19 protein-coding genes and 1 tRNA gene are annotated in these 20,990 nt (G+C 59.5%); 11 read left to right on the top strand and 9 right to left on the bottom strand.

What is annotated here, in order from left to right; translation table 11 throughout:
- Positions 1-48: 48 nt before the first annotated feature.
- The 3 genes from malZ to BN1125_RS11060 all read right to left on the bottom strand — a co-directional run bounded on the left by malZ (position 49) and on the right by BN1125_RS11060 (position 3,231).
- Entirely contained in the window at positions 49-1,878 is a 1,830-nt protein-coding gene (malZ, locus tag BN1125_RS11070; protein ID WP_042012350.1) for a maltodextrin glucosidase, read from the bottom strand.
- Positions 1,879-1,883: 5 nt separating this feature from the next.
- Positions 1,884-2,732, bottom strand: coding sequence for an HDOD domain-containing protein (locus BN1125_RS11065; protein ID WP_042012349.1), 849 nt, complete (start codon positions 2,730-2,732; stop codon positions 1,884-1,886).
- An 82-nt stretch (positions 2,733-2,814) separates the two neighbouring features.
- Positions 2,815-3,231: an META domain-containing protein gene (locus tag BN1125_RS11060; RefSeq protein ID WP_042012348.1), complete on the bottom strand. Its 417-nt coding sequence runs from the start codon at positions 3,229-3,231 to the stop codon at positions 2,815-2,817.
- 294 nt (positions 3,232-3,525) lie between these two features.
- Between BN1125_RS11060 and BN1125_RS11055 the strand changes: the two genes are divergently transcribed.
- On the top strand, positions 3,526-4,854 hold the full coding sequence (locus BN1125_RS11055; RefSeq protein ID WP_042012347.1) for a DUF4910 domain-containing protein: 1,329 nt from the start codon (positions 3,526-3,528) through the stop codon (positions 4,852-4,854).
- Positions 4,855-4,865: 11 nt separating this feature from the next.
- Entirely contained in the window at positions 4,866-5,687 is an 822-nt protein-coding gene (locus tag BN1125_RS11050) for a formyl transferase (protein WP_042012346.1), read from the top strand.
- A 72-nt stretch (positions 5,688-5,759) separates the two neighbouring features.
- On the opposite strand, the gene yegD is transcribed toward BN1125_RS11050, so the two are convergent.
- The 6 genes from yegD to BN1125_RS11020 form a co-directional block, all read right to left on the bottom strand.
- Complete coding sequence (yegD, locus tag BN1125_RS11045; RefSeq protein ID WP_042012345.1) at positions 5,760-7,136, bottom strand: molecular chaperone; 1,377 nt, start codon at positions 7,134-7,136, stop codon at positions 5,760-5,762.
- Between the two features lie 92 nt (positions 7,137-7,228).
- A complete protein-coding gene (locus tag BN1125_RS11040) occupies positions 7,229-8,218 on the bottom strand; it encodes a 2-hydroxyacid dehydrogenase (protein ID WP_042012344.1) in 990 nt (329 codons plus the stop codon).
- Between the two features lie 74 nt (positions 8,219-8,292).
- A complete protein-coding gene (locus tag BN1125_RS11035) occupies positions 8,293-8,787 on the bottom strand; it encodes a CreA family protein (protein WP_042012343.1) in 495 nt (164 codons plus the stop codon).
- A gap of 21 nt (positions 8,788-8,808) precedes the next feature.
- On the bottom strand, positions 8,809-9,255 hold the full coding sequence (locus tag BN1125_RS11030; RefSeq protein ID WP_042012342.1) for an Mpo1 family 2-hydroxy fatty acid dioxygenase: 447 nt from the start codon (positions 9,253-9,255) through the stop codon (positions 8,809-8,811).
- A 62-nt stretch (positions 9,256-9,317) separates the two neighbouring features.
- The gene (locus BN1125_RS11025; RefSeq protein WP_042012341.1) at positions 9,318-10,175 is read right to left on the bottom strand and encodes a type 2 periplasmic-binding domain-containing protein; all 858 of its coding nucleotides are present in this window, start codon (positions 10,173-10,175) and stop codon (positions 9,318-9,320) included.
- 147 nt (positions 10,176-10,322) lie between these two features.
- Complete coding sequence (locus BN1125_RS11020) at positions 10,323-10,709, bottom strand: TraR/DksA family transcriptional regulator (RefSeq protein WP_005356952.1); 387 nt, start codon at positions 10,707-10,709, stop codon at positions 10,323-10,325.
- Between the two features lie 455 nt (positions 10,710-11,164).
- Between BN1125_RS11020 and BN1125_RS11015 the strand changes: the two genes are divergently transcribed.
- The 9 genes from BN1125_RS11015 to BN1125_RS10975 all read left to right on the top strand — a co-directional run bounded on the left by BN1125_RS11015 (position 11,165) and on the right by BN1125_RS10975 (position 20,454).
- Positions 11,165-12,496, top strand: coding sequence for a glutamine synthetase family protein (locus BN1125_RS11015; RefSeq protein WP_042012340.1), 1,332 nt, complete (start codon positions 11,165-11,167; stop codon positions 12,494-12,496).
- A 285-nt stretch (positions 12,497-12,781) separates the two neighbouring features.
- A complete protein-coding gene (locus BN1125_RS11010; protein WP_042012339.1) occupies positions 12,782-14,143 on the top strand; it encodes an aspartate aminotransferase family protein in 1,362 nt (453 codons plus the stop codon).
- 53 nt (positions 14,144-14,196) lie between these two features.
- The gene (locus BN1125_RS11005) at positions 14,197-15,294 is read left to right on the top strand and encodes an extracellular solute-binding protein (RefSeq protein ID WP_084202300.1); all 1,098 of its coding nucleotides are present in this window, start codon (positions 14,197-14,199) and stop codon (positions 15,292-15,294) included.
- Between the two features lie 154 nt (positions 15,295-15,448).
- The gene (locus tag BN1125_RS11000; protein ID WP_244268495.1) at positions 15,449-16,498 is read left to right on the top strand and encodes a polyamine ABC transporter substrate-binding protein; all 1,050 of its coding nucleotides are present in this window, start codon (positions 15,449-15,451) and stop codon (positions 16,496-16,498) included.
- Between the two features lie 77 nt (positions 16,499-16,575).
- On the top strand, positions 16,576-17,730 hold the full coding sequence (potA, locus tag BN1125_RS10995) for a polyamine ABC transporter ATP-binding protein (RefSeq protein ID WP_005340704.1): 1,155 nt from the start codon (positions 16,576-16,578) through the stop codon (positions 17,728-17,730).
- The gene (locus BN1125_RS10990; protein WP_042012336.1) at positions 17,727-18,632 is read left to right on the top strand and encodes an ABC transporter permease subunit; all 906 of its coding nucleotides are present in this window, start codon (positions 17,727-17,729) and stop codon (positions 18,630-18,632) included. Before potA ends, BN1125_RS10990 begins: the two co-directional genes overlap by 4 nt.
- Positions 18,629-19,474 (top strand): ABC transporter permease subunit, encoded by an 846-nt coding sequence (locus tag BN1125_RS10985; RefSeq protein WP_425283635.1) that lies wholly within the window; start codon positions 18,629-18,631, stop codon positions 19,472-19,474. The genes BN1125_RS10990 and BN1125_RS10985 overlap by 4 nt, the downstream gene beginning before the upstream one ends.
- 43 nt (positions 19,475-19,517) lie before the next feature.
- Complete coding sequence (locus BN1125_RS10980) at positions 19,518-20,222, top strand: MOSC domain-containing protein (RefSeq protein WP_042012335.1); 705 nt, start codon at positions 19,518-19,520, stop codon at positions 20,220-20,222.
- 155 nt (positions 20,223-20,377) lie between these two features.
- Positions 20,378-20,454, top strand: a tRNA-Pro gene (locus tag BN1125_RS10975).
- Positions 20,455-20,990: the final 536 nt, after the last annotated feature.

Below are 20,990 nucleotides of genomic sequence, written 5' to 3'. Positions count from 1 at the left end.
ACCGGAGCTTTGGGCTCCGGTTTGTTTTTCAGCGCGTCAGTCGCCCACTCAGCTGGAGATCAGCACCCTGGCCGAGTTGGCGGGGATGGTGAGCTGCACCTCGCCCTGCACCACATCGAACTTCTCGCCGTTGAAGGCGTCGGTGAAGCGGCTGGCCGGGCTCGCGGTCTGCCACAGGGGCAGGCTGATGGTGCGTGGCTCGCTCGGGTGCCGGTTGCAGGCCACCACCACCTGATCGCTTTGCAGGGTACGGGCAAACACATAGCTGTGGGGGCCGGCATAGAGGGTCTGGATATCGCCACGGCGCAGGGAGGGGCGTTGGCGACGGATCTGGATCAGCCGGCGATAGTGGTCGTGCAGCGCGTGATCCCAGGCGGTGGTCTCCCACGGGAAGCAGCGGCGGCAGTCCGGATCGTTGCCACCCGACAGCCCCACCTCGTCGCCATAATAGATGGACGGCACGCCGATATAGGTGAGCAGCAGGGTGACGGCCAGCTGCATCCGCTGTTTGTCCTCACCCAGCAGGTGGAGGAAGCGGGCGGTATCGTGGCTGTCCAGCAGGTTGAACTGGGCCAACTGGTTCTTGAACGGGATGTGGGCCCGCGCCAGCTTGAGCCAGCGATCCAGCTCTTCGGCGCTGATTTTGATGGGGTGGTAGGCGATATCCTGCCCCGCCAGGAAGGCGCGGATCGGGTGGGCGAAGCCATAGTAGTTCATGGCGCCGTCCTCCTGATCCCCCTGCAGCCACTGGCTTGCCTCGAAGAAGTGCTCGCCGAGCACGTAGGCGTCCGGGTTCTCCTGCTTCACCGCGCCGCGAATGGCGCGTACATGGCTGCGGTTGCCCTCGGCAGTGCCGCGCTCTCCCAGCATGTGGATGACGTCGAAGCGCCAGCCGTCGATCTGATAGGGGGCGCGCATCCAGTAACGGAGGATGGCGTCGTCGGCCCGGTAGACGGCGTCCTGTACCTGCTCACTGGAGAAGTCGAGCTTGGGCAGACTTCGAATGCCTTTCCAGCTGACATAATCCCCTTCTTTGTCAAAGGTGTAGAAGCTGCGCCACGGGGAGTCCGGGTTGCTGTTGGCCCCCAGCGGCGGGCAGAACCAGGGATGCTCGGTGGAGGTGTGATTGACCACCGCATCGAGAATGATCTTCATGCCGCGCTGGTGCAGGTTGCGGGTCAGCTCGGCGAACTGCTCGTTGCTGCCGAGGTGGACATCTACCTTGAAGTAGTCCTGGGTATCGTACTTGTGGTTGCTCGGCGAATCGAAGATGGGGTTGAGGTAGAGCGCCGTCACCCCGAGGGATTGCAGGTAGTGCAGCTTGGCATCGATCCCCGCCAGATCGCCGCCGTAAAATTCGCAGGCGCCGTGCCCCTCTTCGTGACGGCTGACCGGCTCGCCCCACGCCTTGCTGATCACCGCCTTGCCGCGGTACTCGTACTCGTGATGCTTGACGCTGAGGGACGGATCGCCGTTGCAAAAGCGGTCGGGGAAGATCTGGTAGAACACCTGATCCTGTACCCAGGCCGGCGGCTGGTGCAGGCTGTTGAAGCGAAAATGCTGTTCGCGCGGTGGCATGGCGGAGCTTATACCGGCGCCGTGCAGCCACCACTGCTCCTCGTCGGTGAGGCACTTGAAGCAGTAGAGATGGATATCCTGCCCCTTGCTGAGCGGCAGGGTTGCCTGCCACACCTGCAGCCGGTCGCGGGTCGAGACCGCCGTCATCGGGATCAGGTACTCCTCGTTGTCCGGCTCGTGGCGCAGCCACACGGCGCGGATTGGCGCGGTCAGTTCAGTAAACAGGGTCAGTTGCAGGGTGTCGGCGCTCTCTTTGAACCAGGGCGCCACCTGGGGATGAAATAGAAACGGATGGGTCATGATACTTATTGAGTCAGAAGATCGGCGAGGGCATTACCCTGTTCATGCAGCGTTTCGAGCTGACCGGCCAGCGACTTGGGATCCAGCCCCAGCTGATCGGCGAGCGGTTTGGGGAAGCGGGCGATAATGGCCTGGGCAGGTACGCCCGCATTCCAGGCGAAGGAGATAAATACGGCGAGGCGGATCAGCACCGCCTCCTTGCTGACCGGATCGTGGGAGAGCGGGTCAAGCTGTTGGGAGATGGCATCGACGAAGGCCTCTGAGAGGTTCCAGCGCCGTGCCAGCTCGGCCCCAAGCTGGGCATAGTCGTAACCCAGCATCTCCCGCTGGGCCTCGACCCGGCTGCTCCCCTTCTGGATCGCCAGATTGATGAGCTCCGCCTCTTCCGGCAATGTGCTCTGGATCAGCAGCTCACCGATGTTATGGATCAGGGCGCAGGTGAAGGCGGTCTCGGGATCGAGAACCTTGGCCTCCTGAGCCAGGGTCCGGGCTATGGTGGCGACCTGAAAGGTCTCGGTCCAGAACTTGTTCTTGTCGAAGCTGGGCGGGGCCTTGAAGGTGCCGATGATGCCGGAGGCGACCACCACGGAGCGCAGCCTGTTGAAGCCGAGACGGATCACCGCCTGTTCGATGGAGGTCACTTCGTTGCCGCGGCGCAGGGCGGCCGAGTTGGCCATTTTTAGCACCTTGACGCTGATCACCTGGTCCATGGCGATCTTGGCCGCAATCTGGTCGATGCGGGCATTTTCGTCGTTGAAGCTCTGCATCAACTCGTGCAGCAGCTTGGGAATAGTGGGGAGTTGTTTGATCTTGTCAAACAGACGATCCATCGACATGGCTGAGGCAGCCTCCATTGCGAACTCTGCTTCATATTGTGCCACAGCCGGACAACATGTTCCTGTTTGTGATGCGGCTTTGTGATGGGGATAGCGGGTGCTAGAGCACCCAGTCGCGCAAGGTGTATTCCAAACGGTGCTGTTTGCCCCGCAGGATCAGGGTCTGGCTGGTCCCGCTCAGGGTCGCCCCCTCGGTAAGGGTGGTCAGCACGGCCTGCTCTATGGTATCCAGCGGGGGCATGCAGGCCATGTCGGTGCTGCCCAGACTGGTGACCCACAACTTGTCACCTTCCAGATGGCCCTGACCGAAGTAGCGATTGCAACCGGCGATGCCGTTAACGGTGAAGTGTTCGCCGATCTCGAAATCGGGGGGATTGTCGCGGGGGGCCTCTATCGGTTGGCCATCCAGTTTGCTCAGTACCCAGTGGTGATGTTGCAGATCTTGCTGAACAAAGGCGGTCGAGCTGCAACCGGCGAGCAGTAACAGGGGGATCAGCAGGGCGGGCAATCTGGGCATGAGGGGGCTCCGGTTGGGGGAGCGCCAAGAATACCTGTTTTATGCACCCCGGAGCAGGGCGAGAAAGGGGGTGACCGACCGCTTCTGTCGCCACGGGTCCCTTCTTGTGTCGTTAAATGGCGACATCTATGGATATTTAGCGCGACTGAGTGCGATCTGGCTGACAAAAGTGCGTCGGTTTTCCATGCTGGTGGTCAAGAGTATGCGAGGCAGGAGGCGGCCACTCATTTGGTGCCATCAATGCCGGGTGTGGTAAAGTGTGACAACGATTAACTCCTTGATGAAGCATATAAAATGACCACCGAGCAGTTGGACTCACTGTTTGACCGCCTGTATCCCATCTGCCGCAGTATCTCGGGAGCCGGGCTGCGTGAAAGTCTGGCCATTTTCGCCGAACACATGCCTCTGCAACTGGGGAGCACACCATCTGGCACTCAGGTTTTCGACTGGACTGTCCCGCACGAATGGCATATCAATTCCGCAACGCTGACCGCGCCAGATGGCCGCGTTGTGGCCGACTTTGCCGAGCACAACCTGAGGGTGGTCAATTATTCGGCGCCGGTTGCAGGGCGCTATTCGCTCGAGGAGTTGCGCCCCAAGCTGCATACCCTGCCTCATCTGCCGGATCTGATCCCCTACGTCACCTCTTACTACCAGCCAAACTGGGGGTTCTGTCTTACCCACAAGGAGCTGTCACAGCTGGCTCCTGGTGACTACCAGGTGCACATTGATAGCTGGTTTCAGGCTGGTGAGATAAATTACGGTACGGCCTTGCTGGAGGGCGAGAGCCAGCAGGAGTTTCTGTTGTCGAGCTATCTGTGTCATCCCAGCATGGCGAACAACGAGCTGAGTGGCCCGCTGGTGCTGCTCGGCTTGTATCACAGATTGGCTCGTTGGCCGAAGCGGCGATTCAGCTACCGTTTCGTGTTGGCGCCTGAGACCATAGGAAGCCTCTGCTACCTGCATCGTTATGGCGAGCATTTGAAGTCCTGCTGCATTGGTGGTCTGGTGCTGACCTGCTTGGGGGGACCGGCCAGCGCTCTCTCAGTCAAGTTGGCCAGACAGGAGGAGTGTTTGCTCAACCAGCTGGTACGTCAGCTGGCCAGCGAGCAGCCCGAGCGTTGGGCGATCCGCGAGTTTACCCCCTGTCACGGGTCGGATGAGCGCCAATACTGTTCGCCGGGTTTTGATTTGCCGGTAGCGCAGGCGGCACGCACCGTTTACGGCAATTTTGCCGAATACCATACCAGCGGTGATACCAAGGAGTTCATGCAGGTCTCGCGCCTGAGCGAAGCCATCGATCAGCTCGAACAACTCTTGATGCAGCATGAGAATGCCGGCGTGTTCGAGCGTACGAACCCCTATGGGGAGCCCCAGCTCGGCAAGCGAGGGCTCTACCCCAACCTGAACTCGCCATCGAGTTATGGCAAGTCGAGCGATCAACTGCTTGATGGCCGCACCCAGTTGATGGCGATGCAGTGGGTCCTGAACCTGGCCGATGGTCAGCACTCACTGTTGCAAATGGCGCAGCGTGCTCGGATGCCGCTGGCCAGCCTGCTGGCCGTAATACCCTTGCTGGAAGAGAGTGAGCTGATCCGGTTTACTGCCCCGCAGTGCCGCTGACAGGAGAACATATGTCGATAGTCCTGATTACCGGGGATCACCCCCGTCATCGCTACCTGGCACGCCAGGTGATGGCCTGCGGTCTGCCGGTGACCTGGTTTGCAGAGCGGCGAGAGCACTTTACCCCTGCGCCACCGGCTCATCTGAACGGGCACCTGGCCACACTGTGGCAACATCACTTCCGCTTGCGTGACGAGTGCGAGCAGCGCTATTTTTCAGCCCAGGGCATACCGCTGGATGCGGCTGTCAGCATTGGACTTGACGAGCTTAACGGGCCCGAGATGATCCGCCAGATCAGCCAGTTACAGCCCACACTGATACTCTCCTATGGGTGCCACAAGCTCTCCCCCGAGTTGCTGAACGCTTTTGACGGCATGGCGTGGAATGTGCATGGCGGCCTTTCACCTTGGTACCGTGGCTGCATCACCCACTTCTGGCCCAGCTACATGCTGGAGCCCCAGATGACAGGGATGACGCTGCACGAAACGACCGAGGCCATCGATGGCGGCAATGTTCTCTACCAGACGGCTGTCACGCCGCAGCGTGGTGATCGGTTGCATGATCTGGCCTGTCGGGCTGTCAGAGAGTTTTGCGATACGCTGCCCGCCGTGCTGGGAGCCCTGCTAGCCCGGGATCAACCAGTGTCAGGCATCGCTGCCACCAGCTCGGGACGTATCTGGACAGCCCGCATGTGGCAGCCCCAGCATCTGGAGGTCGTATACGGTCATTTCGAGGACAAGATAGTCGACTACTGCCTCGATTCGGGCATCGCCATGCCGCCCGCCAGACTGCTTTGCGTTGATGGCCTCGATATGGCCACCCCTCCGCTCTGAGGGGCAGCATGAGAAACAACAGGGAGGCCAATGGCCTCCCTGTTGTTTTGTGGCACTCCTGAACCGGGGCGGTTATTCCCCCCGGTTCGCCGAAGCGAACAGCTGCTGCGCATAACGGGCGAGACCGGCAGCGACCGAGCCGAAGTCGTCCCCCCCCTCAAGCGGGATAGCTGGCAGTTTCTGGCGAATAAAGCTGGAGATCAGTGGCGAGCGGGCGCTACCGCCGGTGACGAAGATGCGATCCGGTTGCACCCCCGCGGCGGCAATGGCTTCATCCATCAGCTCGCCAATTTTCTCCAGCAGCAGGGCCGAGGCGTTGGCCAGCTGCTCGCGGGTCAGCTCGGCTTCCAGTCCCTTCTCCAGTTCCGCCAGTGACTGGCGATTCTGCGCCTGCTCCGAGAGGGCGATCTTGCCCTGCTCGGCGCGCCATACCAGCTGGTGGCTGAGCTTGTGGGCCCGCAGGTTGGCCAGACGCCCCAGCTTGCTGCCAGGTTGGCTGTCGAGCTGCAGATCCTGCAGCTGGCGGGCGGTGTCAAGGCTGTAGAAGCGGCTCTGGGCGCTGACGTCGTTGATGGCGGCCGCATCCCAGAACAGCGGGTGGGGCAGCGGCTTGCCGGTCTTGAGGGTCTCGTGCATGCCGAGCAGCGGCATCATCCCCTCCACCGTCAGGCGGATATCGAAGTCGTTGCCGCCGATCCGCTGGCCACTGTGACCGAGCAGATCGCCGCTGCGATCCAGCTGATCGCGGTAGCTGGGGCCCATCCGCAGCATGGAGCAGTCGGTGGTACCGCCGCCGATATCCACCACCAGCACCACGGCATCTTCGGTGAGGCGTGCCTCGAATTCAAATCCGGCCGCCACCGGCTCGTAGAGGAACTCCACTTGCTCGAAACCGGCCAGACGGGCCGCCTCGGTCAGGATGGCGATAGCTTGCTGGTTGCTCTCTTCCCCCGCCAGACCCTGGAAGTTGACCGGACGGCCGATCACCGCCTGGCGGATCGGGGCACCGAGCTGTTGCTCCGCCTGCTGGCGGACATGGAGCATCATGGCGCAGACGATATCTTCAAACAGGGCGATCTGGGGAGCCTTGAGGCCATAGGCGCCGAGGAAGGATTTCGGCGACTTGATGTAGTAGCCGTCGTCCGGCTCTTCCAGATAGCGCTCCAGCGCGGCACCACCAAAGCTCAGCTCGTCGATCAGTCCCTCTTCGCGCATCTGGCGGCGAACCATCTGGGCGCGGGTGACCACGGGACCACGCAGCTTGAGGTACTCCGCCTGCTGGGCGGGGGCCAGCCCTTCGGCCAACAGACCGGCGATAGCATCCCGGTGGGGGGCATGCAGGGTGGAGGGGAGATAGCGGGATGCGCCAAGATTGAGCAGCCTGGGGCTACCTTGTTCCATCACGGCCACGGCACAGTTGGAGGTGCCGTAATCAAATCCGATGAACATGCTTGCCAGACTCCTGAATAAAAAAGGGGGGCTAGCCTACCCGAAGGCGCCGGGTCTCACAACCCGGCGCGTGACGAAGAGAGGGCGAGCCCTTATTCCACTTCGTTGTCGCAGCGGCCCTGGCTCTCGATGGCGCGGATATTGCCGAGGGTGGTATCGGCGATGGCGTGCAGCGCCTCGCGGGTCAGGAATGCCTGATGACCGGTGAACAGCACATTGTGGCAGGCCGACAGACGGCGGAACACATCATCGGTGATCACTTCGTTGGACTTGTCGGAGAAGAAGAGATCTTCCTCCTCCTCGTAGACATCCAGCCCCAGCGCGCCGATGCGGGACGTCTTGAGCGCCTCGATGGCTGCGTTGGAGTCCAGGAGGCCGCCGCGGCTGGTGTTGATGATCATTACCCCGTCCTTCATTTTGGCGAATGCCTCCTTGTTCAGCAGGTGGTAGTTCTCCTTGAACAGCGGGCAGTGCAGGCTGATGACGTCGGACTGGCGGAACAGGGTGTCGAGATCCACATACTCGGCGCCCAGCTCGATGGCCGCCTGATTGGGGTAGGGATCGCTGACCAGCAGGCGCATGCCAAAGCCCTTGAGGATGCGCAGGGTGGCGATGCCGATCTTGCCTGTGCCTATGATGCCAGCGGTGCGGCCGAACATGTTGAAGCCGACCAGTCCTTCCAGCGAGAAGTTGGCATCGCGGGTGCGCTGATAAGCCTTATGGATGCGGCGGTTGAGGGTCATCATCAGACCGACCGCGTGTTCGGCCACCGCTTCGGGGGAGTAGGCGGGCACCCGCACCACTTTCAGCCCCAGCTCTTTGGCCGCCGCCAGATCCACGTTGTTGTAACCGGCGCAGCGCAGGGCGATGACCTGGGTGCCGTTGGCGGCCAGTTCGGTCAATACCTCGCGGTCGGCGTCGTCATTGACGAACAGGCACACCACCGGGAAGCCGTGAGCCAGTCGGGCCGTCTTGGCCTCCAGCCGTACATCGAAAAACTCCAGATCAAAGCTGTACTGGCTGTTGGCCTGGTTGAAATGTTCTTTGTCATAGCTCTTGGTACTGAATACGGCGACCTTCATGATGTGTGCTCCGCTGTGTGAGTGTAGTTAAATTACAACAGAATGGATTAACTATCACCGGATAAACCCGCTGGTTATTGTCCCCACGGCATAATGGGAACGGCGCTGACTGCACTCTTGTACGAACCATCCACCAATTTGGTGCTGTAGGTCAAGTAGACCAGTGCATTGCGTTTTTTGTCGTAAAAACGCACCACTTTCTGCTCCTTGAACACCAGCGAGGTGCTGACGTCGAACACCTCTTCCCCCGCCTTCAGCTTTTCGGGCAGGGTGATGGGGCCGATCTGGTGGCACGACAGGGAGGCGTGAGAGGGATCTTCCGCCAGCCCCAGTCCACCCTTGACGCCACCAGTCTTGGGTCGTGCCAGATAGCAGGCGATGCCGTCGATGCGCGGGTCATCGAACGCTTCGACCAGGATCTTGTGGTTGGGGCCAAACAGCTTGAAGGCGGTGCTTACCTCGCCGACCGGGTCGGCCTTGTCGGCCAGTGCCGGGCCTGCGAACAGAGTACCCAGCAGCAGGGGCAGGGCGCGGCGAAGGGCGTTATATCGCGTGTGGTGATGGGTCATGGTCTCTCCTGTTGACCTCCCTCAATAGGGAAGGCGCAAGCGACGATAGAGGCTGGCAAGCACCCAGGCGGGGCCTATCAGCAGAAATTGCAGGTCGGCGAGGAAGGAAGGGCGCTTGCCCTCGATCCGGTGGCCGACAAACTGGGCTATCCAGAGCAGCGCGAAGGTCGCCACGGCAGGCCATAGCAGGGGACCCTGCCACTGGTTGCAGAGCCAGAGTCCCAGTGCGGTCAGCCCCGCCATCCCCGCGAACAGCGAAAATGACAGCTGCAGATAGAACAGCAGCACCGGAATGGCTGCCACTGCCGCCCAGTTAAGGGGGGTGGGCAAGGGCCCATGTGGCAGACACCAGATGAGCGCCAGCGAGCAGAGATAGATACCCGGCACCGCCAGCTTGTGGATGGCGACGTTGACCGGGTGGCGATGACTCTGGCCGTACTCCTCAAACCACTCTTCGATTCCCTTCATGGCACCTCCCTGGCGCACTGTGTTCTCGCTTCCCGACCCTCATGGTCAGGCGCTCGGGATGCTTATCCCTGCGGTGGATACTCCCAATATTGGGCCGGAATGGATTTTAGCAACGGGGTCATATCCGGATTGGGCAGGGCGATGGTGACCCGCTGATCGAGGTTGGCGCTGGCGAGCGCTTCGCGGATCTTGGGGTTGTCATTGAAGAACTTCATAAAGCTGCCATCGGCATAGGCCCGCTCCAGCCCGGTCTGAATCGCCTTGGCCAGCTTGGGGTATTCGGGGCTGACGAAGAAGAACTGGGCGAAGGGGTAGCGGATCAGCAGATGCTGCTCGATGGCGAGGTTGGGATACTGCGCCACCAGCTCGCTGCGCTCGGCGAAGATTTCCACCAGGGCGCGCGGGAAGAAGTCGATCTTGTCGCCGTCGTTGATAAGGCGAAACAGACTGCTGTATCGGCCGGAGAAGGTCGGGATGCCCGCATTTTCCAGAATTTTGTTATCGGCCCAACCGACCCCTTGCGCCGCCTTCAGCTGTTTGAGGTCGGCCAGGGTATTGATCTGGTTGAACTTCTCTTGGGCATCCGCGTGGATGAATGACAGCCGCAATCTTTCCAGCCCGCGAAACAGCGGAATGGGGACGGCAATCAGGGAGGATTCGAGAGCGCTGGAGGTGCCCATCCAGAAGACGTTGATGGTCTTGCCCTTGCTCAGCTGCTGCTGGAGGGTGAACTGGTTGAGGTCGAGTTCGACAGGCTGGATGCGAAAGGGTTGCCCGGATCGGTTCAGGGCCAGTTCCAGCAGCTTGTGCTGGTACTCCTGGTCAAGATTGTTGACGGGGCGACTGGGCACCTTGACCGTCAGAACCTGTGCTTGTGCCAGCAGTGGCAGGCACAAACACAGCTTGATGAGCCATTTCACTCTCTGTTCTTCTGTAGATTCCGGAAGGTGTCCGGAGTCTAACAGAACTTGTCACCATCTTGCTGCGAGGCGTTGTGCAAGGTTTTAGCGCAGTGCCCTGCCTTGCTGGCGTCTGTTGCACCAGAATGGTGACGGTTCTTCGAAGAATCAGGCGACGCGACGGAACACGTGGGTATCGTTAAATTCCTTGGTGCTCTGGCATTCGACGCAGAAACGGGATTCCGGACGGGCATGCAGCCGCTTGAGGGAGATCTCGTCACCGCAAGATTCGCAGTAACCAAAATCCCCTTCGCTGATGCGCTTCAATGCGCCCCGCAGCTTGCGCAGGTGCAGCTTGTCGTGCTCGATGCGGTTCAGCTCCAGACGGCGGGCTTCCTCGATACTGGCACGGTCAATTTCATCGGCCATCTCGTTGGTGTCGGTGGCGATGGCCTGGCTGGCCTGGGAGTTCAGGCGCTCTTCGAGCTCGACGATCTGTCGCTCGATCTGCCCCTTGTAAAAGGCCAGTTGGTCTTCAGTCATGAAATCACACATACGATTAACTACCAGTCAGTTTACTAACCCAATTATCCCTGTTTATGGGGGCTGTCTGCCTACAGACCAAGCCCTTCTCGTCTGATTTGCACCGTTTTCATGCAAGAGAGTGCAAATCAGGGCGGGCCTTGTACCAAAAAAATGCAGCCAAGCAAAGCAAATAGGATAAGGATTGTGCGTCCTTGCAAAAAAATGGCCCTGTCAGAAGGAGACTCGTACCTTTTTCATCCGTTGTTGGCATTGGCCTTGCAGAGAGTTGAGTGGTGCTCGAGTGTTTAGTATTTGGTATCGATTTGGTCATTATATGCGCCGTCATTTATAGTTTTTTAAACACTATGGCTTGACATTATCCCTGATAGCGGGCTTTTATGGTGGTGTTGATTACAATTTTATAACAAGGGTGTTCCATATATTAGACACCTTTGCCAATGGCAACCGTAGAGTCGGGGTTTAACATGGACAGTATCAAGGGCTGGATGGAGAGCAATCGCATCACGGAAGTGGAGTGCCTGTTCCCGGATTTCACCGGCAACGCTCGGGGCAAGATCATCCCAGCCAACAAGTTTTTGCGAGAAGGGGGCATGCGTCTGCCCGAAGTGATCTTCACCCAGACAGTGACCGGCGAATATCCGGATGATGACAGCATGATCGACCCGCTGGAACGGGACATGCAACTCTATCCTGACCCCAATACCATCCGTTTCGTCCCCTGGGCGCTGGAGCCCACCGCTCAGGTTATCCACGACTGTTACGACGTCAACGGCAAGCTGATCGACATCGCACCGCGCTCCGTGTTGCGTCGGGTCCTGTCATTTTACGAGAAGCAGGGATGGAAGCCGGTGGTGGCCCCCGAGCTGGAATTCTACCTGGTCAAGCGCAACGAAGACCCCGACTATCCCCTGGTACCGCCGGTGGGGCGCAACGGTCGTCCGGAGACCGCCCGCCAGTCGTTCAGTATCGACGCGGTCAACGAATTCGACCCCATTTTCGAGGATATGTATGACTATTGCGAGGCGCAGGAGCTGGAGGTGGACACCCTGATCCACGAATCCGGCGCCGCCCAAATGGAGATCAACTTCCTGCACGGTGACGCCGTCGATCTGGCGGATCAGGTGTTCCTGTTCAAACGCACCATGCGGGAAGCGGCCCACAAGCACGGCATCTACGCCACCTTTATGGCCAAGCCGATGAGTGACGAGCCCGGCTCCGCCATGCACATCCACCAGAGTCTGGAAGATGTGAACGGCCGTAACCTGTTCGGCACCGAGAACGGCGGCAACTCCGAGCTGTTCATGCACTTCATCGCAGGTCTGCAGAAGTACACCCCGGCGGTGACCGCGCTGCTGGCCCCCAACGTCAACTCCTACCGCCGCCTCACCTTTGGCGAGAGCGCGCCGCGCAACGTGCAGTGGGGGGTGGAGAACCGCACATGCGGGCTGCGGGTGCCCTTCTCTGAGGCCAGTGCCCGCCGGGTGGAGAACCGCTTCGCCGGCGCCGACGCCAACCCCTATCTGGCGCTGGCCGCCACCCTGGCCTGCGGCTATCTCGGCATGATGGAGAAGCTGGAGCCGATGCAAGAGATGAAATCCAGCGCCTACGACCTGCCCTACAGTCTGCCGCGCTCGCTCGAGGAGGCGCTCAGCCATCTCGAACAGTGTGAGCCCATCAAGGAGTTGCTGGGTGAGCGTTTCACCCGCGCCTTTGTCGCGGTGAAGCGCAAGGAGTACGAGACCTACTTCGGGGTGATCAGCCGCTGGGAGCGCGAATTCCTGCTGCTGAACGTCTGACCCGGAGGCGTGCCGGCCACCCATCGTCCGACCCGGGGAGGCTGGCAGCCTCCTCAGCCTGTACAGCCGGTGAGACAGGATGAGGATGCCCTGTCGGCAACCGCTTGCGGGAGCAAAGGCTGGCCATTGCTTCGATTGAAGTGGGGGCGACCATTTTTAGCTTGAGTAGAAGTAACCGGGGATCAAGCCATGCAACAGACCGTCCGAGAGTGGCGGTGACTATGGTGGACATCCCCATTAATTGACAAAAATTCCTGCCAAATCGAAGGAACCGAGGAGCAACAAATGCAGCAGACGACCCGTGAGTGGCAACAGCTTGATGCCAGCCACCACCTGCACCCCTTTAGCGACTTTCAGGCCCTGAACAAGAAGGGCAGTCGCATCATCACCAAGGCCAGCGGCGTCTATCTGGAAGACTCCGAGGGCAAGCGCATTCTCGATGGCATGGCGGGATTGTGGTGCGTCAACATGGGTTACGGTCGTCAGGAGCTGGTGGATGCCGCCACCCGCCAGATGCAGCAGTTGCCCTATTACAACCTCTTCTTCCAGACCGCTCACCCGCCGGTGATCGAGCTGGCCACCCTGCTGGCCGAGGTGACGCCGGCTCATATGAACCACGTCTTCTTCACCGGTTCCGGCTCCGAGTGTAACGACACCGTATTGCGGATGGTGCGCCACTACTGGGCCAGCAAGGGGCACCCTGACAAACAGGTGATCATCAGCCGTCACAACGCCTATCACGGCTCCACCGTGGCAGGGGCCAGCCTCGGCGGCATGAAGGGCATGCATCAGCAGGGCAATCTGCCTATTCCCGGCATAGTCCACATCGATCAGCCCTACCACTTCGGTGAGGGGCAGGGGATGAACCCTCACGAGTTCGGACTGGAGCGGGCCCGCCAGCTGGAGCAGAAGATTCTGGAGCTGGGAGTGGACAAGGTCGCCGCCTTTATCGGCGAACCGATCCAGGGTGCTGGCGGCGTCATCATTCCGCCTGACAGCTACTGGCCGGAGATCCAGCGTATCTGCGATCATTACGGCATTTTGCTGATCGCCGACGAGGTGATCTGCGGTTTTGGCCGCACCGGCCACTGGTTCGCCAGCGAAGGGTTTGGCATCAAGCCGGATCTGATGTGTCTGGCCAAAGGCATCACCTCCGGGTATTTGCCGCTCGGTGCCGTCATGGTGGGTGATCGGGTTGCGAAAGTGCTGGTGGAGGAAGGGGGGGAGTTCAACCACGGTTTCACTTATTCGGGCCATCCGGTCTCCTGCGCCGTGGCGGTGGCCAACATCCAGCTTATGCAGAGGGAAAGCATAGTTAAGCGTGTTCATGATACCATCGGGCCCTATTTGCAGCGCCGTTGGGCGGAGCTGGCTGACCATCCGCTGGTGGGGGAAACCCGTGGTCGCGGGCTGGTGGCCGCGCTGGAAATTGTCCAGAACAAGCAGACCAACCAGCGTTTCCCGACACAGGCAAATGCCGGGATGACATGCAGGGAGTTCTGCTTTAACAATGGCTTGGTGATGAGGGCGGTAGGCGATACCATGATCATATCGCCCCCCTTGGTCATCACCGAGGAACAGGTTGATGAATTGGTCAAGCTGGCCAGGCTCAGTCTGGATCTGACGGCTGCAAAGCTGAAGGGATAGCTGCCGCCAGGCAGGTTGGCATGCGCATACAATTTGCTTAGGAGACAAGGATGATGTCTTTCAAAACGGGAATGATCGCTGCCTCTGTGGCTCTGGTCATGGCAAGTGCCGGAGCAATGGCCGAAGAGAAGGTGCTGCACGTCTACAACTGGAGCGACTATATCGCGCCAAACACGCTGGAAGAGTTCCAGAAAGAGACGGGTATCAAGGTGGTCTATGACGTGTTCGACAGCAACGAGGTACTGGAAGCCAAGTTGCTGGCGGGCAGTTCGGGCTACGATATCGTGGTGCCGTCCAACCCCTTCCTGGCCAAGCAGATCAGGGCTGGCGTGTTCCAGAAGCTGGACAAGTCCAAGCTTTCCAACTGGCAAAATATGGATCCCAACCTGCTCAAGGCACTCGAGCCGAGCGATCCGGGCAATCAGTACTCGATCCCCTATCTGTGGGGAACCATTGGTTATGCCTATAACGCCGAGAAGGTGAAGGCCGTGCTGGGCGCCGATGCGCCGGTCAACTCCTGGGATCTGGTGTTCAAGCCGGAGAACATGGCCAAGCTCAAGGAGTGCGGCGTCTCCTTCCTCGACTCGCCGACCGAAATGCTGCCGGCCGCCCTGCAATATCTGGGCTTCAAGCCGGATAGTCAGAAGCCGGACGAGCTGAAGCAGGCCGAGGCGCTGTTCCTCTCCATCCGTCCCTACACCGCCTATTTCCACTCCTCCAAATACATCTCGGATCTGGCCAACGGCAACATCTGCGTCGCCGTGGGTTACTCCATGGATTTGCAGCAGTCCAAGGCGCGGGCGGAAGAGGCCAAGAACGGCGTCGCATTGACCTACACCATCCCGAAAGAGGGGGCAGGCAGCTTCTTTGACATGGTCGCCATCCCGGCGGATGCCAAGAATGTCGAGGCAGCCCACACCTTCATCAACTACCTGATGAAACCCGAGGTGATTGCCAATATCACCAACCAGGTGCAGGCGCCTAATGGCAACAAGGCGGCGACCCCGCTGGTTGACGAGGCAATCCGTACCGATCCGGGGGTTTACCCTGACTCCGCAACCTTGCAGAAAATCTACACCTTCCCGGATCTGCCGGCCAAGGTGCAGCGGGTGATGACCCGCAGCTGGACCAAGATCAAGTCCGGCAAGTAAGTAAGAAATGCCCCTCCCGGTCCGCAGTTCGGCCGGGAGGGTAGTGATGCCATCCAACCGGATGGGCCGCGCGAATGGATGCGCAGACGGTTAACCACTGCACAGGAGAACTGACATCGTGAACAGCACCAAGTTGATAACCATAGCGCTGACCATGGGATTGGCGAATGTGGCCCAGGCTGCGCCTATGCTGCACTTCTACAACTGGTCAGACTATATCGGCGAGACCACCCTCAGCGATTTCCAGCAGGCGACCGGGATCAAGACCGTCTATGACGTATTTGACTCCAATGAGACCCTTGAAGGCAAGTTGCTGACGGGGCGGACCGGTTACGATCTGGTGGTGCCCTCCAATAATTTCCTGGCCAAGCAGATCAAGGCGGGAGCCTTCCAGAAACTGGATAAATCCCTGCTGCCCAATCTGGCCAACCTGGATCCCGTGCTGCTCAAGCAGCTCGACAAGGTGGATCCGGGCCATCAGTACGCGGTGCCCTATCTGTGGGGAACCAACGGCATCGGCTATAACGTCGACAAAATCAAGGCGGTGCTGGGGGTCGACAAGATTGACTCCTGGGCCACTATCTTCGAACCGGAAAACATGGCGAAACTCTCCCGCTGTGGCGTCGCCTTCCTCGACTCTGCCGATGAGATGATCCCCGCCGTACTCAATTATTTGGGGCTCGATCCCAACAGCCATAAGGCTGACGACATCAAACGTGCCGAAGAGCAGTTACTCAAGGTGCGCCCCTATGTAACCTATTTCCATTCGTCCAAGTACATCGGCGATCTGGCCAATGGCGATATCTGTGTGGCGGCGGGCTTCTCTGGTGACATTTTGCAAGCAGCGGCTCGTGCCGACGAGGCTGGCAAGGGGGTGAGAATTGCCTACAGCATTCCGAAAGAGGGGGGCAACCTCTGGTTCGACATGATGGCCATCCCGTCTGATGCCACCAATGTCAAAGAGGCACACGCCCTCATAAACTATGTTCTGCAGCCTGAAGTGATCGCCAAGGTCAGCAACTATGTGGGCTATGCCAATCCCAACGCCAAGGCGGGCGAGTTTATGGATGAGGCAGTGCGCAACGATGAGGGGGTTTATCCACCTCAGGCTGTACTGGAGCGACTCTATGTGCAGGAAGCACATCCCCGCTCGGTACAGCGTCTAATTACCCGGAGTTGGACCAAGATCAAGTCCGGTACCTAACCTTGGTGCCCGTCGGGGGCGCCAAATCGCTTTAATGGATTGGCCGTGAGGCCGGTATCACGTTCGGGAGTTTGGTAATGGCGATAGCCTCCAGTGCCTATAAGAAAGCCCTCGAGGGCAGCCAGCAACGCAAAGAAGTGCTGGTAAAAATTGACAGGGTCAGCAAGCAGTTCGATGAGACCCTGGCGGTAGACAATGTTTCCCTGAATATTCACAAGGGGGAGATCTTCGCCCTGCTCGGCGGGTCCGGTTCCGGCAAATCGACCCTGCTGCGGATGCTGGCGGGCTTTGAGCGCCCGACCGAGGGGCGGCTGTTCCTCGACGGGGTCGACATCACAGATATGCCGCCCTATGAACGCCCCATCAACATGATGTTCCAGTCCTACGCCCTGTTTCCCCATATGACGGTGGCGCAGAATATCGCCTTCGGTCTCAAGCAGGATGGGCTGCCCAAGGCCGAGATCGATGCCCGGGTCGAAGAGATGCTCAAGCTGGTGCAGATGACCCAGTATGCCCGCCGCAAGCCACACCAGCTCTCCGGTGGCCAGCGCCAGCGGGTCGCGCTGGCCCGTTCGCTGGCCAAGCGTCCCAAGTTGCTGCTGCTCGACGAACCCATGGGAGCCCTCGACAAGAAGTTGCGTTCCAAGATGCAGCTGGAGTTGGTGGAGATCATCGAGCGAGTCGGCGTAACCTGCGTCATGGTGACCCACGATCAGGAAGAGGCGATGACCATGGCGGAGCGGATCGCCATCATGCATCTGGGCTGTATCGAACAGATCGGTAGTCCGATGGATATCTACGAAACCCCCGCCAGCCGGCTGGTGTGCGAGTTTATCGGCAACGTCAACCTGTTCGACGGCCTGCTGGTGGAGGATGAGCAGGACCACGCCACCATCGCCTGCGCCGATCTGGAGCAGCCCATCTATGTGGGCCACGGCATCAGCTCCCGCGCCGAGAACAAGAAGGTGACCTACGCCCTGCGGCCGGAAAAACTGCTGATGAGTCTGCAAAAGCCGGAGGAGATCGAGCACCCGGACTTCAACTGGACCAAGGGTGAGGTCTATGACATCGCCTATCTGGGCGGACATTCGGTTTACCACATCCAGCTGCCCTCGGGCAAAATCGTTCAGGCTTTCATCGCCAATGCCGAACGCCACGGCAAGCGGCCAACTTGGGATGACCAGGTGTTCCTCTACTGGGAAGATGACAGTGGCGTGGTGCTGCAATCATGAAGATCTTGCAACGACTGAAACGGGGTGGGGGGCGCCGACTGGTGATCGGCATCCCCTTCTTCTGGCTGTTCCTCTTCTTCTTGCTGCCCTTCATCATCGTGCTGAAGATCAGCTTTGCGGAAGCGGATGTGGCCATCCCGCCCTACACCAATGTGGTGAGCTGGGCCGACAATCAGCTCACCATTCTGCTCAACATGGGCAACTACCTGCTGCTGCAGGAGGATGAGCTCTATATTGCCGCCTATCTGGGCTCCCTCAAGATGGCGTTTATCAGCACCCTGCTCTGCCTGCTGATTGGCTATCCGATGGCTTACTCTATCGCCCGGGCCAACAAGGAGACCCAGACCGTTCTGCTGCTGCTGATCATGATGCCGACCTGGACCGCCATCCTGATCCGGGTCTATGCGTGGATGGGGATCCTCAGTAACAACGGTCTGCTCAACAGCGTGCTGATGGGGATTGGTCTTATCAACGAGCCGCTGCAGATCCTCAACACCAACCTGGCGGTCTATATCGGTATCGTTTACTCCTACCTGCCGTTCATGGTGCTGCCGCTCTACGCCAATCTGGTCAAGCATGATCAGAGCCTGCTGGAGGCTGCCTCCGACCTGGGTGCCCGCAACCTGACCCGGTTCTGGCAGATCACCGTGCCCCTCTCTAAAAACGGCATTATCGCCGGCTGCATGCTGGTGTTCATCCCGGTGGTGGGGGAGTTCGTCATCCCGGAAATGCTGGGCGGCCCGGAGACCCTGATGATCGGCAAGGTGCTGTGGCAGGAGTTCTTTAACAACCGCGACTGGCCGGTCGCCTCTGCCCTGGCGGTGGTGATGCTGGCGGTGCTGATCATTCCGATCATCCTCTTCAACCGTAATCAGGCTAAAGAGCTGGAGGGCAAGGCATGATGAGACGTTTTGGTTTTGCCAAGCTGATGCTCTGGTTGGGGCTGCTGTTTATCTACCTGCCCATGGTCATCATGGTGATCTACTCCTTCAACGCCTCCAAGCTGGTGACGGTGTGGGGGGGATGGTCGCTCAAATGGTATTTCGGCCTGCTCGATAACAAGCAGCTGATTGGGTCTGTGTTCCGCTCGCTGGAGATCGCCTTTTACACCGCGATCGCCTCGGTAGCGCTGGGGACGGTGGCCGCCTTCGTGCTGACCCGGATCCCCCACTTCCGTGGTCGGACCCTGTTTGGCGGCATGGTGACGGCACCGCTGGTGATGCCCGAGGTGATCACCGGTCTGTCGCTGTTGTTGCTGTTCGTGGCCATGGCCCAACTGGTGGGCTGGCCTGCCGAGCGGGGCATGGTGACTATCTGGATCGCGCATACCACCTTCTGTACCGCCTATGTGGCGATAGTGGTATCGGCGCGGTTACGGGAGCTGGATCTCTCCATCGAGGAGGCGGCGATGGATCTCGGCGCCAAGCCGTGGAAGGTGTTCTTCCTGATCACCATCCCGATGATCGCCCCCTCGCTGGCGGCGGGCGGCATGATGTCGTTCGCCCTGTCGCTCGATGACCTGGTGCTGGCGAGCTTTGTCTCCGGCCCGGGCTCCACCACCTTGCCGATGGAGGTTTTCTCGGCGGTGCGGCTCGGTGTCAAACCCGAGATCAACGCGGTGGCCAGCCTGATCCTGCTGTCGGTGTCACTGTTCACCTTCGGCAGCTGGTATCTGATGGCAAGGTCAGAAAAACGCCGTCGCGCCGAGATTGCCATGACCACCCAGATGCAGGCGGTTGCCTGACCTCGTGATAAGATCCGCATTCTCGTCAACCCGGAGGATGAGTATGCGGATCTCCCTTTTTCGCGGGCGGGGCACCGAACTGGTGCCGGGCCTCACCACTGCGATTCACAAGCAGCCAATCTCTGCACCGGTTCGTTGCTCCTTTGCCGGACTGGACGGAGATGAACAGAGTGACCAGCGCCACCACGGTGGCCCGGATCGAGCGCTTCACTACTATCCCGCCGACCACTATCTCTGGTGGCAGACCTGGCAAACGGCATTGGGCCTGCCCGCACCACGTGCCCCCTGGCAAGCTGCCGCTTTTGGCGAGAACCTCTCCGGCTCTGGTCTGACCGAGACACAAGCCTGTATCGGCGATGTCTATCGGCTTGGCGACGCGCTGATCCAGATTAGCCAGCCAAGATCCCCCTGTTTCAAGCTCAACCAGCGCTTTGGCTATGGCCAGCTGTCGCAGGTGATGCAGCTCAATGGCCGCTGTGGCTGGCTGTTGCGGGTGCTGGAGGAGGGGATGGTCGCGCCCGATATGATCATGGAGCTGGTAGACAGGCCCTATCCCGAGCTGACAGTGAAGCGCACGGCGGATATCCTGTTTAATCAGGCGCGCAATGAAGCCGATCTGCTGTTGTTGCTGGAAAATCCGGCTCTTTCGCCCAACTGGCGCCAGCACGCGGCCAACTGGCTGGAGCATGGCACAGTGGCCGACTGGCAGCGTCGCCTGCTGGGGCCGGAAGCGCTGCGGCTGATCTGAGTCCGGGTTGCCGGAATGTCACCAGCTGGCTACCCGGTGGTAAACGGGTGAAAAAGAGTGCTGGATAGTTGAGCGTATTGCCCTTTTTTTCCTCCAAATGAAAAAAAGGCTTGTGTCAGGTCGGGGCTTTCGGTAAATTCCCGTCCCGCAGACATCGGTGTGTAGCGCAGCTTGGTAGCGCACTTCGTTCGGGACGAAGGGGTCGGAGGTTCGAATCCTCTCACACCGACCAAATTCAACAAGGGCTTAGCTTCGGCTAGGCCCTTGTGCTTTTCCGGTCCCCCAGTTCTGTGGGGCATTTTGATTTACTCCCCTGTTTACCACATCTGCAATCGCTAGCTATTGGCTCATCCTCCGTTGCTTCCCCCTTCTTGGCAACGTGTTAACTATTTCCTTCCATACAGATTGCCCGACTCGTTGTGGGCCTCAAATAAACGGCTGGTATCAATCTCTTTGAATATCAGGGTTCGATGGCAGGAAAAGGATCACTAGATATGCAAGGCCAGGAGCGGCAATGCCAGGAATTTTACCAGACTCAGTTTTCTGGATATGTACAGCAGCTTGCCCCATTTCTCGCACTCGATGAGTGCCTACACGACTTTTTGGATCAACGTCCGAGTAGCAAATATACCGCGCGCAGTCGTGCTGCTGGACTGGCTGCCGCGACCTTCTGGTGGGAGCCAACCAACGTGGAAGATCGCAGCTGGCAAGCTTGGCATTAGGGCGTATTTTGCATTGCGAGGATGCGATCAGTACTGCGTTGCTAGA

Origin of the sequence: Aeromonas fluvialis, from assembly GCF_000819885.1 — a bacterium.
Classification (GTDB): Bacteria; Pseudomonadota; Gammaproteobacteria; order Enterobacterales; family Aeromonadaceae; genus Aeromonas; species Aeromonas fluvialis.
This window is presented reverse-complemented; position numbering and strand designations above follow the sequence as displayed.

What these genes read in the sequence shown, in the direction of transcription:
- malZ (WP_042012350.1), bottom strand. Translation starts at nt 1,878, where the DNA reads ATGACCCATCCGTTTCTATTTCATCCCCAGGTGGCGCCCTGGTTCAAA.
- BN1125_RS11065 (WP_042012349.1), bottom strand. Translation starts at nt 2,732, where the DNA reads ATGGAGGCTGCCTCAGCCATGTCGATGGATCGTCTGTTTGACAAGATC.
- BN1125_RS11060 (WP_042012348.1), bottom strand. Translation starts at nt 3,231, where the DNA reads ATGCCCAGATTGCCCGCCCTGCTGATCCCCCTGTTACTGCTCGCCGGT.
- BN1125_RS11055 (WP_042012347.1), top strand. Translation starts at nt 3,526, where the DNA reads ATGACCACCGAGCAGTTGGACTCACTGTTTGACCGCCTGTATCCCATC.
- BN1125_RS11050 (WP_042012346.1), top strand. Translation starts at nt 4,866, where the DNA reads ATGTCGATAGTCCTGATTACCGGGGATCACCCCCGTCATCGCTACCTG.
- yegD (WP_042012345.1), bottom strand. Translation starts at nt 7,136, where the DNA reads ATGTTCATCGGATTTGATTACGGCACCTCCAACTGTGCCGTGGCCGTG.
- BN1125_RS11040 (WP_042012344.1), bottom strand. Translation starts at nt 8,218, where the DNA reads ATGAAGGTCGCCGTATTCAGTACCAAGAGCTATGACAAAGAACATTTC.
- BN1125_RS11035 (WP_042012343.1), bottom strand. Translation starts at nt 8,787, where the DNA reads ATGACCCATCACCACACGCGATATAACGCCCTTCGCCGCGCCCTGCCC.
- BN1125_RS11030 (WP_042012342.1), bottom strand. Translation starts at nt 9,255, where the DNA reads ATGAAGGGAATCGAAGAGTGGTTTGAGGAGTACGGCCAGAGTCATCGC.
- BN1125_RS11020 (WP_005356952.1), bottom strand. Translation starts at nt 10,709, where the DNA reads ATGTGTGATTTCATGACTGAAGACCAACTGGCCTTTTACAAGGGGCAG.
- BN1125_RS11015 (WP_042012340.1), top strand. Translation starts at nt 11,165, where the DNA reads ATGGACAGTATCAAGGGCTGGATGGAGAGCAATCGCATCACGGAAGTG.
- BN1125_RS11010 (WP_042012339.1), top strand. Translation starts at nt 12,782, where the DNA reads ATGCAGCAGACGACCCGTGAGTGGCAACAGCTTGATGCCAGCCACCAC.
- BN1125_RS11005 (WP_084202300.1), top strand. Translation starts at nt 14,197, where the DNA reads ATGTCTTTCAAAACGGGAATGATCGCTGCCTCTGTGGCTCTGGTCATG.
- BN1125_RS11000 (WP_244268495.1), top strand. Translation starts at nt 15,449, where the DNA reads ATGGGATTGGCGAATGTGGCCCAGGCTGCGCCTATGCTGCACTTCTAC.
- potA (WP_005340704.1), top strand. Translation starts at nt 16,576, where the DNA reads ATGGCGATAGCCTCCAGTGCCTATAAGAAAGCCCTCGAGGGCAGCCAG.
- BN1125_RS10990 (WP_042012336.1), top strand. Translation starts at nt 17,727, where the DNA reads ATGAAGATCTTGCAACGACTGAAACGGGGTGGGGGGCGCCGACTGGTG.
- BN1125_RS10985 (WP_425283635.1), top strand. Translation starts at nt 18,629, where the DNA reads ATGATGAGACGTTTTGGTTTTGCCAAGCTGATGCTCTGGTTGGGGCTG.
- BN1125_RS10980 (WP_042012335.1), top strand. Translation starts at nt 19,518, where the DNA reads ATGCGGATCTCCCTTTTTCGCGGGCGGGGCACCGAACTGGTGCCGGGC.